We start from the raw sequence: 14,525 nt of genomic DNA, 5'->3' as shown, positions 1-14,525 counted from the left end.
ACTTTAATGAAAGAAAATAATTTATCTGAACAAAATACACAAAATACCTTCATTAAAGGCAGTGCGTGGATGACTTTCGGCTCTATTACCTCACGTATTTTGGGTGCTCTCTATATTATTCCATGGTTTTATTGGATGTCGCCCTATGGTAATATTGCCAATGCCTTAACTGCCAGAAGTTATAACATTTATAGTATTTTTATTTTAATATCCACTGCGGGCATTCCAGGTGCTGTTGCTAAACAGGTGGCTAAGTATAATGCGCTTAATGAGTACGGAGTTGGACGTAAGCTTTTTCATCGCGGCTTAATATTAATGGTATTTTTAGGAATTATTTCTGCTGCAGTGATGTATTTTGCTTCACCTTTTTTAGCTTCTAATGGTTCACAAATTGATCCAAGACAAGTAAGGGTAATGAGAAGCCTGTCTTACGCCATCTTAATTATTCCTGTATTAAGTATTATGAGGGGTTATTTTCAAGGCTACGAAGACATGATGCCGTCAGCAATGTCCCAGTTTGTAGAACAATTAGCACGAGTAATTTGGATGCTGTTAACTGCTTATATTATTATGCAAGTACAGCATGGTAATTTTGTTGATGCGGTGGTGCAATCAAATTTGGCTGCTGCGATTGGAGCAGTTTTTGGCATAGCTATTTTAACGTGGTTTTTGCTGTCTAGACGTAATAAACTTAACGAGTTAGTTGAAAATTCCAATAATGAAATACAGGTTTCAACTTCTGCTCTTTTTGCTGAAATTATTGCCCAGGCAATTCCTTTTATAATTATTGATGCAGGTATTCAGCTTTTTTATCTGGTAGACCAATATAGCTTTCACCCAATTATCTCCAGTTTGGTTAGCGCAACTAATAATACAATTGAAACTTGGTATGCGTTATTTGCGCTTAATGCCAATAAGTTGATAATGATCATTGTGTCTTTAGCAAGTGCTATGGCTGTGACGACAATTCCTCTGTTGTCTGCAGCTCACACTAAGCATGATTTTCGTGCAATTTCTGACCAAATTGGTAATACTTTAGACTTATTTCTATTTGTCATGATTCCCGCTTCCTTTGGCATGGCTGCGATTTCTACACCAATCTACACCATCTTTTACGGATATGACAAACTAGGATCAAATGTACTATACCTTTCTTCCTTTACAGCTATTAGTTTGGGCTTATTTACGGTATTAATGGCTATTTTACAGGGCCTATCGGAAAATGGACTTGCAATTAAATATTTAGTATTAGGTTTAATCATTAAGATTTTAATGCAATACCCCATGATTTATGTCTTTAAAATATTTGGCCCATTGATTGCCACTAATTTAGGAATGCTTGTCATTATCTTTATGGCGATAGAACACCTTAAGATTAATTACAATTTCAATCAGGATCGTACAAGACGACGTTTTATTGGCATTACTGCATTTTCAGTTGTCATGTTTTTGCTGGTTTTGGCAGTAGAAAAAGGACTGGAGTTGTTCTTAAGTCCTGCAAGCAGTTTACAGTCACTCGTCATTGTTTTTGTCGCGGTCGTTGTGGGTTGCTTGTTTTATGGCTTTGCGGCTATCAAGTCTAATTTAGCACAGAAAATTTTAGGCAATAAAATCATTCCAATATTGGAAAAACTGCACATTCGTGCTTAAACAAACCCCAATATAATTAAATTTGATACCGATATTCTTTCGGTATCATTTTTTATTTTATTTAACTAAAAACTTAAGATTAATTATGAAGTACGTAAAATGTGAGAAAAAATGAAAAAGCTCGTAGGCTGCTAGAATGAACTCTGGCGCTTGCTGAGCTTTTTTAATATAATAATTTTTAAATTTATTTTTGTGATGTTATGCGTTCTGCTTATTGTAATTCAAAGTGTAATCTACACAATCAATAATTTTTCGCACACCTTTTACTAAAATTCCTTTTTCGGTTGAAAGAGAAATTCTGAAGTATCTGTCTGAATATTGGAAATCATTTCCCTTAGCTACAATTACATGAAAGTGTTTTTCCAGCAATTTATAGTATAGGTCAATGTCCTTGATGGTTTCTGGTACTTCAATAAACATATATAAGCCACCCATGTATGAGGAGCAAGGAAAATATTTACTCCTAGTAAAAAGTTTGGTTAATTCTGCACCGGTCTGTTTAATTTCCTCAATATGGTGGGTATATTTCTCTGGTTCTTCCAAAATTATTTCCCCAATGAATTGACTAATAGTTGGGGCACTGAAAGTGATCCCTTCATTATAAAAGCCGTCCCGCTCAATAATATTGGCTGGTGCAATGACATAGCCAAGACGTATTCCTGGTATGGCAAAACTTTTGGAAAAGCTGCTTACTAAAATTTGCTGAGAAATATCAGTTGAGATTGGCTGGTATTGATATTTACAGGGATAATCGCTGTAAACATGATCGTCAACCACGAAAATATTTTTCTCTTCACAGAGATTATTCAAGAATTCCCGGTCCGTTTGCGACAAACTGGCTCCAGTAGGATTGTTAGGATAATTAATAATGATGGCCTTAGTATTTGCATTGACGGCTTTTTTGATTTGCTCAATTGGCAGTGCAAAAGTAGGAGCCTCTGATTTAACAATTACTGGAGTTGCGCCCACTCCCGCAATTAAATTTAAGTATGAAGGGAAAAATGGGGCAATAACAATAATTTCATCAGATTTATTTTTGATGATAGATCTTAATGATAAAAAAGCACCGTGCAGACATGAAACGGTGATTTGAATATTATTGATGTCAATATCCTTGATACCGTAAGTCTCACTGTAGTATGACACAATTTTTTCTCTCAGTTTAGGCAGTCCCAAACCCGGAGTATATCCATTTCCAGCATGCTCAACTCTTTTTACCAATTTATCAATTATTCTTTTGTTTATTCCAGAACGAAAATCTCCAATAGACAAATCAATATAGTCGGAGGGAAGTATATTAACGTCTAAGCTCATAATACGCTAACCTTTCTTTAAGTAAATTATTGTCTAAATCATATTCTTTAATTAAAAAAAGGTCAACTTAACTAAAAAATAAATCCAAGTATAAATGAGCAGTTTTGCCCATATATACTTGGATTTTTAGCTGATCTCACATTAATTTAGTTTTGAAAGGCTTAAATAACGTGTTGAAATTCAATTTATATTTTTACAATCAGTTTAAGGCTTATGAAATTCACCATCAAGAGTATCATCATGACGATTTTTTTCAGGCATCACAATAGCAGCAATAATATATAAAAGCAGTCCGGGAAAGGTTGTACATAGTATTAATGCTGCACCACCAATTCTGGTCCACGCTTTATCCCAACCGAAATATTCTGCCACACCGCCAAATACGCCGGATATAACTTTATCCTGGGATTTTGTTAATCGTTTTTGCATGACTGTGCCTCCTTTTGTATTAATTTTAATACAAAATAATCATTAAAGTACATATTAAAATATTTTTTATTATAAAAATACTAATTACAATTTAAAATTTCAATATTTCAATAAATGGAAAAATCAGTTTCAAGGCATGCCACACACAAAAATATATTATTGTTTGCAACAAATGCGGATTATGATGTTGGCTTCATCAGAGTCGAGTAGTTAATTGGGAGTCAGGGTCTTTGGAGCTTTCACTTTTATTGCTTGCGCAGTGCAAAAGTATCAGAATAGCAAAAGAGCTAATCCCTAGAGATTAGCTCTTCCTACACAAATGCCCCGAAAAAGATTCGAACTTTCACTTAGTTACCTAAACAGCGACCTGAACGCTGCGCGTCTGCCAATTCCGCCATCGGGGCTTATTATTTTTAGCACAGTAATAATCATACCAAAAATTTGGTAAAATGTAATCATAAAACGTAAAATAATTAAAAAAAATCAGGAAAGGGTGATTTGTACTTGAAAAAGAAAGCTAAAGCGATCTTTTTAATTCTTATCAGTTTATTACTTATAGTGGTTCCTGTGGATGTAAAAGCTGCCCCAGAGTTACCTGCTAACTATAATAAAAATGAAGTCAACATTGATGCCAAGGCGGCAATTGCTATAGACAGTAAAACAGGACAGTTGCTGTATGGTAAAAACATTAACAAGCAATTACCTATAGCTTCGATGACCAAACTGGTGACTGTTTACTTGACACTAAAGGCGATTGACCAGAATAAAATAAACTGGGATACTAAAGTAACGCCAACTCAGCAAATCTTTGCTGTTGCAAGTAACAGAGAATATTCCAACGTTCCGCTGCGTATGAAGCATACCTATACGATCAGACAGTTGTATCAGGCAACATTAATTGAATCGGCTAATGGAGCCGCAATGATGTTAGCACAAGCAGTTAGTGGTTCCCAAGTAGCTTTTGTCAAACAAATGAAAAAGCAGCTAAATAAATGGGGTATTAAGAGCGATCAAATATATACGACTTGTGGTTTACCTAACAAGAGTGTGGGTAACGATGGCTATCCAGACGCAGATAAAAATGCCGAAAATATGTTGTCGGCTAAAGAGATGGCAATCATAGGGCAGCATTTAATTCAAGATTTTCCGGAAGTGCTTAAAACTACTAATATTGCTAAAATGAATTTTATTGATCAAAAAATGGCGATACCAATGAGCAATTTTAATTGGATGCTAAAAGGGATGCCGCAGTACCGCAAACGCTTTAAGATTGATGGCTTAAAGACGGGAACAACTGATGCTGCTGGTGCTTGCTTCATTGCAACCGCACGCCATCAGGGTGGCAGAATCATCACGGTGATAATGGGAGCAAAACATTTAACCAATACTGACCCAGCTCGTTTTATTCAGACTGGCAAGTTACTTGATTATGTTTATCAGAACTATCAGCCTCTAGTCTTTCAGCGTAATGAAGTAATTATTGGTCATACTAATGTAGAAGTTCACAACGGAGAAGCCAGACAAATAAATATTGGTATGAAGAATAAAAGTCTGATTTGGGTGCCTCAAAATGGTCCAAAATTTAAAGTGGGTTTAAAGGCAAAAGTTGTTGAAGCTCCCATTAAAGAGGGGCAAAGAATTAATTACTATTTTTTTAAAGCCGGTAAAAATAAAATTATTTCTCTGCAACAGCCTAATGGCTTACTTTTACCTGCTCAGGCATTACAATCAACTAATAAAGTTAACTTTTTAATTCGGTTTTGGCGTTGGCTGTTTGGAGGCTAATCATGTCTGAAATAACTGCAAAGATTTTGACAAAAGTAATTAAAAAACGCCCCAGTAATTCACATAAGGGTAATTATGGCAGAATCCTGTTAATTGGGGGCAATGAAAATTATGGTGGTGCGATCATTATGGCAGCTGAAGCTGCGCTTAATAGCGGTGCAGGTTTAATTTCAGTAGCTACCCATGCTGCTAACTTGAATGCACTACATGCTCGTAATCCTGAGGTAATGTTCATTGATTGGCGTGAACGGAACTTACTAAATTTAATCACTAAAATGGATGTTATTGTTTGCGGACCAGGGTTAGGAACTAACTCTTTTGCTCATCAAATGATGCTTACTCTTTGTCAGAATGTTTCCTCAAATCAAACATTAGTTTTGGACGCAAACGCTTTGGATTTAATTGGACAAGACCCTAAGCTAATCCCGACCAGTGCTGGCTTGATCGTTTTAACACCTCATCAAATGGAATGGCAGCGTTTAAGTCAAATTAGAATTCCTTATCAAACTGATAGTGCTAATTTGAGTGCTTTAAAAAAGATTTTTCCTACCCAAAATGTTATTTTGGTTTTAAAATCAAATCGCACGCATGTTTATACTAGTACTAACGAAATTTTTGTAAATACTAGCGGTAATCCTGGTATGGCTACTGGTGGAATGGGAGATACATTAGCAGGGATAATTGGTGGCTTTATAGCACAGTTTGGTGGCACGCTAGATCCAGTCCTGGCTGCAATTTATCTTCATTCCTTAGCAGGCGATAAAATTGCTGAAACGGATTATGTGGTGCGCCCAACTAAAATAAGTGCGATATTGCCTCAGTTGATGAATCACTATGCTAACAAAGGATAGTTTTTCCGTTGAAACACAAAATATGATTTGGAGAAAAGTTATTATATGAAAAAAAGTCTATTAAAAGTTCTTACTGCTTTTTGCATTATTCTAATATGCGCTATCAGTCTTGCGCGGGTTTTCATGACTACTCAGCCCAAAGTGGATAATAAAACTAAGGATGCCAAGAAAACAGTGGTTATAAAAACTGCTGCATCCTATCGTCCTTATCAGGACCCTAAAGACTTGCGTTCTCCTTTCAATTGGAAAAAAGCGAGTGAAACTAAACCTTATCCCAAAATAAAGAATTCTGAAAATGACTTAAAAATTAGAGTTTCGCTTAAAGGTAATCGTGTTTATATTTTACGTGGTAATAAAAGAATATATACCATGTTAGCGAGTGCAGGACTTTTTAAAAAGAGTAAATCGTTAACACCAACCGGAACATACAAAATAAAGTATGATCGTGGAGATTCTTTTTATAATCCTGAATTAAACGAGGGCGCTAATAACTGGACCAGCTGGGACAAGGAAAATGTTTATCTTTTTCATTCGGTTCCGACAAAAAGTAATGGCAAATACAACATTAAAGAGGCTGAAAAGCTGGGAGTCAAGCCTGCTTCTCACGGCTGTATCAGGCTAAGTGTCCCTGACTCACGTTGGCTGGTTGAAAATATTCCTGCCGGCACAAAGGTAATTATCAAAAATAACTAAAAAATTTGGCGCAGACATTATTTGCTGTTATAATCATTTGATGAAAGTAGTTAGAAGTAGTAGGCATTTTTTCCAATATAGCGAGCTTGAGATTGATGAGAGTCAGGCTGGAAAAATGACTGAAGGCGTGTCTAACCGACCAATTAGAAAATTTAATAAGCGGATACTTTGTATCAAAAAGAGTGGTACCGCGGGTTATACTCGTCTCTTCTTCAAGTTAGTGAAGGAGGGACTTTTTTTGGCATTTAGGAGGGAAAAATGGATTTTAAGAATAAGGTTGTCGAGTTGGTTGCTGGACAGGTTGATCTTTCCAAAGAGCAGATCAGTTCGTTAATTGAAAGGCCCAAAAATGAAAACATGGGTGACTATGCATTTCCAGCCTTTGCTTTGGCAAAAGTGGAACACAAAAATCCTGCAGTTATTGCACAAAATATTGCCAGTGAGCTAAAGAGCACTGATTTTGCATCTATCACAGCTGTAGGTCCATACGTTAACTTTTCAATAGATCATAGCAGATTGATCTCACAAACTCTTGCAGAAATTTTGCAGCAAAAAGAGCACTTTGGTGATCAAAACTTAGGAAAAGGCAATGTTCCGATCGATATGTCTAGTCCTAATATTGCCAAACCAATGTCTATGGGCCATTTAAGGTCGACTGTGATTGGTAATTCAATTGCTAAAACTTTGGCAAAAGTTGGCTATACGCCTATAAAAATTAATTATTTAGGTGACTACGGCACTCAATTTGGAAAATTAATTGCTGCTTATAAGCATTGGGGCGTTGAAGAAGATGTGAAAAAAGACCCCATCATGAATTTGTTTAAGTACTACGTAAAATTTCACAAAGAGGCTGAAAAACATCCAGAACTGGATGATGAAGGACGTGCTTGGTTTAAAAAATTAGAAGAGGGCGATCCAGAAGCAGTTAAATTATGGCAATGGTTCCGTGACGTATCTTTAGCTGATTTTAATCGCATTTATAAAGAACTCGGAGTTACTTTTGATTCTTATAAAGGCGAAGCTTTCTTTAATGATAAGATGCAGCCGGTTATTGATGAATTAAAAGAAAAAGGACTTTTGCATGAATCTCGCGGTGCACAAGTTGTTGACATGGGTAAAGATGAAAATCCAGCTTTGATTGTGAAATCTGACGGCACTAGTATTTACTTAACACGTGATTTGGCAGCAGCCATTTATCGTCAAAATACGTATCATTTTGTCAAAATGCTTTATGTTGTCGGTAATGAACAGTCCCAGCATTTTGTAGAACTGAAAACTGTTCTGAAGAAAATGGGCTATGATTGGGCTGACGAAATTTATCATGTTCCTTTTGGCTTAATTACTCAAAATGGTAAAAAGCTTTCTACTAGAAAAGGGAACGTGGTTTTCCTTGATCAGGTTTTACAGGATGCTGTTAATTTGGCACAAAAGCAAATTGAGCAAAAGAATCCTGATTTAGCTAATAAAGACCAGGTCGCTCATGATGTGGGAGTTGGAGCAGTAATTTTTCACGATTTGAAAAACGAGCGGACTGAAAACTTTGACTTTGATCTTGATGAAGTTGTCCGTTTTGAAGGAGATACTGGTCCTTACGTGCAATACACAAATGCGCGCGCTCAAAGTGTTTTGCGTAAGGCTGCTGATCAAGGGCATAAACCTGGTCTTTCTAATATAAAGATAGATGATAACTGGTCTTTTGGAGTTGCCAAATCTTTGGCCGATTTCCCCCGCATCATTGCTCGCAGCAGTGCTAAATTTGAACCGTCAATTATTGCTAAATATGCGCTTGATTTAGCCAAGAAGTTTAATAAATATTATGCTAATGTCAAAGTTTTAGTTGATGATGATCAAATAAGCGCTCGGTTAGCACTGGTTCAAGCAACTTCAATTGTTTTAACCGAGGCTTTGCGACTATTAGGTGTTAATGCTCCTAAAGAAATGTAAAAATTTTCAAAAATAACGTTTTCATCAAATAAAAGATTGTTCAATGCTTAATTAATACGATACAATATGACTGTAAGTTTATTAGGAGGTATATTTAATGGCATATTTAGATAATGGTAATCAAATCTTTAAGGATGCTCGTAAAAACCATTATGCAGTAGGTGCTTATAACACTAACAACTTGGAATGGACACGTGCAATTTTGCAAGCAGCTGAAGAAACTAGAACTCCGGTTTTAATTCAGGTTTCTATGGGTGCAGCTAAGTACATGGGTGGCTATAAAGTTGCTAAAGACTTAGTTGAAGACGAAATGGATGCAATGGACATTTCTGTTCCAGTTGTATTGAACTTAGACCATGGTAGCTTTGAAGCTGCTAAAGAATGTATTGCTCTTGGTTACTCATCCGTTATGTTTGATGGTCATGCTTTACCAACTGAAGAGAACTTAGCTAAAACCAAGGAAATCGTTAAGTTGGCTCATGAACGCGGTATTTCAGTTGAAGCTGAAATTGGTAAAATTGGTGAAAACCAAGGAGCCGATGGTGGTGAATTAGCATCTGTTGAAGACGCAAAAACTTTCGTAGCCGCAGGAGTTGACAAACTTGCTTGTGGTATTGGTAACATTCACGGTGTTTACCCAGAAGGCTGGAAAGGTCTAAACTTTGATCGCTTAAAGGAAATTGCTGATGCAGTTTCTGTTCCATTGGTACTACATGGTGGTTCAGGTATTCCTGAAGAGCAAGTTAAGAAGGCTATTTCCCTTGGAATTTCTAAAGTTAACATTAACACTGAATTCCAATTGGCTTTCCAAGCTGCTACTCGTAAGTACTTTGAAGCCCACAAAGATGAAGACAAAGACAACAAGGGTTATGACCCTCGTAAGCTTCTGCTTCCTGGTACTGAAGCAATTACAGCTTCAATGAAGGAAATGATCACTTGGCTTGGTACCCCATCAATTGATGACAAGATTAAGTCAGCTGGTTTTGATAAGAGTTCATTGAATTTGGAATAAATTGATAATTAAGTAAAGGAAGATCAACTGTTTAGGTTGATCTCCCTTTTTTGCTTATTTTAGCAGCTAGGATTAAATATTGACTGCAAACGAAAAATACCATCTTCATATTCATATTTTAAAACGGCACAATTCCGAATGTGATCTTTTCGCTTAAATGTATTGTATTCTTCCCATTTCCTATAGAAATTAGCTATAGCACCTCCATGGGAGACAATTAAAATCTGTTTATGGCAAGAAAATTCTGTGATCTCTGTAATTGCTTTATTAATTCTGGCAACTACTTGTTCTTGAGATTCTCCACCAAACTGAACAAAAAAATCTTTGTATGGTAAAGGCGGATTAAGGTGCTCTCCTTCACCTTCATACGTACCAAAATTCCATTCTCGTAAATCTTTATGAGTTTTAAATGGTAAATTGGTGACTAATTTTAAAGTATCTATCGCCCTTTCAGAAGTGGAGCAATGAGCTTCTTCTAAAGTAATCTGTTCATTTTCAAAATATTCCTTTTTCGTAGTTTGTGCTTGTTTAATTCCCAGAGTGGTCAATGGTGAATCACAAAAGCCCTGTATTTTGTGTTGGACATTAAACAAAGTTTGTCCGTGACGCATTAAGTAAACATATTTCATAAATTTGCCTTCTTTTATCTATTTAAACTAAATTGTAACTAAAAAAGTTTTAAAAATCTAAATGAAAAATGATTGACTTAAACATGAAGTTAAGCGTTATACTCAAGAAAAGACATAAGGAGGGAAAAATTATGATTTTTGAAGAAACATTTACACTTAATAACGGGGTAAAGATCCCTAAACTGGCATTGGGAACTTGGAAAATTCCCTATAGTGAAGTGGCTTTACCAGTCGAATCTGCTTTAAAAATGGGCTATAGGCATCTTGATACTGCTCAAGCTTATCATAACGAGAGTGGAGTAGGTCAGGGGATTAAAAATTCAGGTATTGCTCGTGACCAAATTTTTGTTAACTCAAAAGTAGAGGCCGAAATTAAAGACTATCAAAAAGCTAAAAAATCTATTGATGAAACTCTTTTGCGAATGGATCTTGATTATTTAGATATGATGATTATCCATAATCCACAGCCATGGAAAGAGGTAAACCAATCTGATGATCGGCATTTTGCAGGTAATTTAGAAACTTGGCGAGCTTTAGAAGACGCTTTGAAAGAAGGAAAATTGCGTGCTATTGGAGTTTCTAGTTTTCAACCAGAAGACTTGCAGAACTTAATTGACAATAGTGATGTTAAGCCTATGGTTAACCAAATTTTGTGTCATATTGGTGCGACACCTAAAAAGCTAATTAATTTTTGTCAGCAGCAGAATATTGTAGTTGAGTCTTTTTCACCTGTTGCGCATGGCGAAGCTTTAAATAATGCTGTAATTCAAAAGATGGCAGAAAAATATCATGTTTCAGTTGCACAACTTTGTATTCGTTACGATTGGCAACTTAATACCGTAGTTTTACCTAAGTCTGTCAATCCAGAACATATGAAACAAAATTCAGAATTGAATTTTGAAATAAGTGAAGATGATATGGCTACTTTGGAAAATATTAATAGTTTTGATTATGGCTCTGCCAGTCATTTTCCAGTTTTTGGTGGAAAAAGATAAATAAAAATCAAGAAAAAATTTTACTGTGGAATTTTGAGGTAAACACTTAATGATTTCAACTAAGTAGTATCAAAGCATTTTAAGTCAAGAACTCTCATTTATGAACAAAAACCAAAGTTTATAAAACTTGAAAAGCGAAAACTTTTGTAATTCAGCCTTTTTCAAATAGTTTGTTAAGAAAATACAACAAATCGCAGAACAAATAACCATAGATGGAACTATTTAAAAATTATATTTTTGAAATCGCTTGCAATAGGCCCTGAAATAAAATATAATAATTTCAGTGAAATTGTTAGCTTCGGCGCAAAATTCATGAAATTAAACATGGGTGCTATTTCGTTTTGAAAGCAAGACCAAATATTAGACTATTTTAATGTAGTTAATATTTGGCCTTTTTTATTTTGTCTTGAACCAGAAAGGAGGTAGAAATTGAAGATTCTTCATAAACTAAATAACAGTGCAGCTATTTGTACAAATAGTTCTTCAGACTCAATTATTGTTATTGGCAAAGGAATTACTTTTGGTAAAAAAGAAGGAGATGAAATAGATAAGTCGAGAATTGACAAAATTTACACTAATGCTGATCAAAAAATTACTAAACTAATTGAACAAATACCTGATGAATATTTTGAAATGGCCACTATTATTATTCGCTATGCAGAAAGAAAATTAGAACAGCCACTTGCAGATGATGCATACTTTGTTATTTCAGATCATATTGAAGGAATAATGTATCGCTATAAACATAGTATTAGTATGCCTTTTGGTTTTATGCAGGAAGCTGAGCTTTTTTATCGCAAAGAATTTCAAGTTGCGGAATGGATATTGGATTATTTGGATGCGGCTTTAAATGTTGAATTACCTGATGATGAAATTGGTTTTTTAACTATAGATGTTGTTAATTTGATTGGGAATAACAATGGAATGAATGAGCTCAAGCAGATAATGGAAGTTGTTAAAGAAGTCGAAGGGGAAGTAAATGCAGCTTTTCCCAATCTTGATAAAAAAAGTTTTTCATATAAAAGGTTTAGAACACATTTGCAATACTATGCTTATCGCTTTGTATCCAATCAGGAATATCACGATCAAAACATCAAATTTGATTTTGACCAAGAATTTATTACTAATACGAAACAGCTAATAAAGAATATTAATAACAAGCTGAAGGAAAAATATGGACATTCAATGGACAAATTAGAACAGAAATATTTGTTACTACATTTACAACGTCTAATTTATTCAGATAATTGAAATGAGGTAAAAAATGGCTTTAGATTACAATAAGATGTCAAAGGAAATTTTGCAGTATATTGGTGGCAAGGACAATTTAACTTCAGTCAATCATTGTGCTACAAGATTAAGGTTAGGCATAAAAAGTACTGAAAATATCGATAAAAAGAAATTAACTCAAATAGAGGGCGTTTTGGGAGTAGAAATCATTTCAAACCAAGTCCAGGTCATTGTGGGTCAAATTATTGAAGATCTTTATAATGCTTTTGGGCAGGTTGCCGGTTTCTCAGGTGCAAGAAATGTAGAAAATAAGCAAAGCGTCAAAAAGCGCAAAAATATTGGAACGCTTTTTGTGGAGTTTTTGGAGTTAGTCGCCAAAATTATGGCACCTGTCATTCCTGCTTTAATTTGTGCTGGTTTTTTCTCCCTAATTATTATAGTTGCTCAAATGTTTTTCCATTTGAAAACTACTGATTCAACTTATATTATTTTAAACAGTTTGGGCCAAACAGCTCTATACTTTTTGCCAGTCATGGTGGCATACTCATCCGCTAAGCAATTTGATACAGATCCAATTTTATCAATCATGCTAGCTTGCTTCTTACTTTATCCCGATTGGAATAATTTAGTTGCAAAAGGTTCTGCAACGGGCTTTACATCTTATTTTGGGTTGCCAGTTCATTTGCAAACATACAATGGTCAAGTAGTTCAAATTATCTTATCCATTTGGATTATGAGCTTACTTGATCGTTGGCTTAAAAAAATAATTCCTAATTCAATTCGTTATTTTTTAAAACCAGTATCTTTACTACTTTTAATGTCAATTATTACATTAACTTTGACGGGACCGTTAGGCGGTCTGTTTACGAATGGTATTAGTACATTCATAGAATTCCTTAGAAAAACAGTGCCTTGGCTAACAGTACCCGCTATATATACTTTTGCAATGACAGTTGGGGTCTTTATGCCGGGCTTCCACTTGGCATTAATTCCGATAGCAACTCAAAATTTAAGCACTCTAGGTTATGACGATATTATCAACATTTGGTTTATGGCAGGTACGCTAGTACCTGGATTCGTAGCATTATGGGTTGCATTAAAATCAAAAAATATTAAAGGAAGAAATATTTCCTGGACAGCTGCTATCTCAGCTCTATTTGGCGGTGTTTCAGAACCGACTCTTTATGGTATTCTATACAAAATGCCAGTTTTGTATGCTGTAGATTTTGTCACTGGCTTAATTTTAAGTATATACAACGGAATAGTAGGGACGAAAGCATATGCGTATGGTGCATATTATTTAACTAATCTACTTTTGTTTTACAATGCAAAGGATCCTAATAATTTAATTAAAGCAATAGGAGGAATTGTGCTTGTTGCGATAGTATCCTTTATAGGTGTTTGGTTCACCAAATGGTCATGGAATGATGATGCCAAAGTAGATCAAATGTCATTAAAATCTATTTTTAATAGGAAAAAATCAGATAATGACACCAACAGGTCAAATGTTAGTCATAAATTTAAAGAGGCTAAACAGTTGTCAAATCTAAAAAGTGATATCGTCTCTGCTCCCGTAATAGGCAAAATTATTTCTCAAAGTGAAATAAGTGACCATGCATTTTCTAGTGGAAGTTTAGGAAGCTGCTTTGGAGTTAAGCCGGAAAGTGATGACATCTACTCTCCAATTGACGGTAAGGTTAATTCAATTGCGCCAACAAGGCATGCGATTACGATCAGAGGTGATCATGGTGATGAAGTAATGCTGCATTTAACTTTGGATTCTATGAAACTTCAGCCAAATGATATTTCCGTATTAATTAAACCAGGTGATCAAATTGCGCAAGGACAAAAAATAGCTGTATTGCACCGAGAGCAATTAAAAAAGCGTAAGTTAGATGATACTGTAATTGTAGTGCTACTAAACTCAAACAAATACAAAAACATTAAGTTTGAGAAAAATAAACTTATTGCTGAAATTTAAGGAGGTAATAAT

Annotated in this window: 12 protein-coding genes and 1 tRNA gene; 9 read left to right on the top strand and 4 right to left on the bottom strand. The window is 35.1% G+C overall.

Going from position 1 to position 14,525, the window contains the following annotated elements; all coding sequences use genetic code 11:
- The first annotated feature begins 6 nt into the window (after window positions 1-6).
- Window positions 7-1,650 carry a polysaccharide biosynthesis protein gene (locus tag F5ESL0260_RS06225; protein ID WP_122026263.1) on the top strand — a complete coding sequence of 548 codons (1,644 nt, stop codon included), beginning with the start codon at window positions 7-9 and terminating at the stop codon, window positions 1,648-1,650.
- A gap of 198 nt (window positions 1,651-1,848) precedes the next feature.
- Here the strand turns inward: F5ESL0260_RS06225 and F5ESL0260_RS06220 are convergent, their stop codons facing one another.
- The 3 genes from F5ESL0260_RS06220 to F5ESL0260_RS06210 all read right to left on the bottom strand — a co-directional run bounded on the left by F5ESL0260_RS06220 (window position 1,849) and on the right by F5ESL0260_RS06210 (window position 3,797).
- A complete protein-coding gene (locus F5ESL0260_RS06220; RefSeq protein ID WP_122026262.1) occupies window positions 1,849-2,964 on the bottom strand; it encodes a pyridoxal phosphate-dependent aminotransferase in 1,116 nt (371 codons plus the stop codon).
- A 204-nt stretch (window positions 2,965-3,168) separates the two neighbouring features.
- The gene (locus F5ESL0260_RS06215; RefSeq protein WP_046325161.1) at window positions 3,169-3,393 is read right to left on the bottom strand and encodes a PspC domain-containing protein; all 225 of its coding nucleotides are present in this window, start codon (window positions 3,391-3,393) and stop codon (window positions 3,169-3,171) included.
- Window positions 3,394-3,713: 320 nt separating this feature from the next.
- Window positions 3,714-3,797, bottom strand: a tRNA-Leu gene (locus F5ESL0260_RS06210).
- A 94-nt stretch (window positions 3,798-3,891) separates the two neighbouring features.
- Here F5ESL0260_RS06210 and F5ESL0260_RS06205 point away from each other — a divergent pair.
- The 5 genes from F5ESL0260_RS06205 to fba all read left to right on the top strand — a co-directional run bounded on the left by F5ESL0260_RS06205 (window position 3,892) and on the right by fba (window position 9,678).
- Window positions 3,892-5,178 carry a serine hydrolase gene (locus tag F5ESL0260_RS06205; RefSeq protein ID WP_122026261.1) on the top strand — a complete coding sequence of 429 codons (1,287 nt, stop codon included), beginning with the start codon at window positions 3,892-3,894 and terminating at the stop codon, window positions 5,176-5,178.
- A 2-nt stretch (window positions 5,179-5,180) separates the two neighbouring features.
- Window positions 5,181-6,029, top strand: coding sequence for an NAD(P)H-hydrate dehydratase (locus tag F5ESL0260_RS06200; RefSeq protein ID WP_122026260.1), 849 nt, complete (start codon window positions 5,181-5,183; stop codon window positions 6,027-6,029).
- Between the two features lie 45 nt (window positions 6,030-6,074).
- Window positions 6,075-6,722, top strand: a complete 648-nt coding sequence (locus F5ESL0260_RS06195; protein ID WP_122026259.1) for a L,D-transpeptidase — start codon at window positions 6,075-6,077, stop codon at window positions 6,720-6,722.
- Window positions 6,723-6,980: 258 nt separating this feature from the next.
- Window positions 6,981-8,666: an arginine--tRNA ligase gene (gene argS / locus F5ESL0260_RS06190; RefSeq protein ID WP_122026258.1), complete on the top strand. Its 1,686-nt coding sequence runs from the start codon at window positions 6,981-6,983 to the stop codon at window positions 8,664-8,666.
- A gap of 97 nt (window positions 8,667-8,763) precedes the next feature.
- On the top strand, window positions 8,764-9,678 hold the full coding sequence (gene fba / locus F5ESL0260_RS06185; RefSeq protein ID WP_034980057.1) for a class II fructose-1,6-bisphosphate aldolase: 915 nt from the start codon (window positions 8,764-8,766) through the stop codon (window positions 9,676-9,678).
- A 59-nt stretch (window positions 9,679-9,737) separates the two neighbouring features.
- Here fba and F5ESL0260_RS06180 read toward each other — a convergent pair whose 3' ends face one another.
- On the bottom strand, window positions 9,738-10,307 hold the full coding sequence (locus tag F5ESL0260_RS06180) for a histidine phosphatase family protein (protein ID WP_122026257.1): 570 nt from the start codon (window positions 10,305-10,307) through the stop codon (window positions 9,738-9,740).
- Between the two features lie 128 nt (window positions 10,308-10,435).
- Here F5ESL0260_RS06180 and F5ESL0260_RS06175 point away from each other — a divergent pair, with 128 nt between their 5' ends.
- From F5ESL0260_RS06175 to F5ESL0260_RS06165, 3 genes are all read left to right on the top strand, one after another.
- Window positions 10,436-11,302, top strand: coding sequence for an aldo/keto reductase (locus F5ESL0260_RS06175; protein WP_122026278.1), 867 nt, complete (start codon window positions 10,436-10,438; stop codon window positions 11,300-11,302).
- A 429-nt stretch (window positions 11,303-11,731) separates the two neighbouring features.
- Complete coding sequence (locus F5ESL0260_RS06170) at window positions 11,732-12,553, top strand: PRD domain-containing protein (RefSeq protein WP_110446309.1); 822 nt, start codon at window positions 11,732-11,734, stop codon at window positions 12,551-12,553.
- Window positions 12,554-12,566: 13 nt separating this feature from the next.
- Complete coding sequence (locus tag F5ESL0260_RS06165; protein ID WP_122026256.1) at window positions 12,567-14,513, top strand: PTS glucose transporter subunit IIA; 1,947 nt, start codon at window positions 12,567-12,569, stop codon at window positions 14,511-14,513.
- Window positions 14,514-14,525 lie beyond the last annotated feature (12 nt).

Source organism: Lactobacillus sp. ESL0260, assembly GCF_003692935.1.
Taxonomy (GTDB): domain Bacteria; phylum Bacillota; class Bacilli; order Lactobacillales; family Lactobacillaceae; genus Lactobacillus; species Lactobacillus melliventris.
The sequence above is the reverse complement of the archived record's forward strand: the minus strand, read 5'-3'. Positions and strand labels throughout refer to the sequence as shown.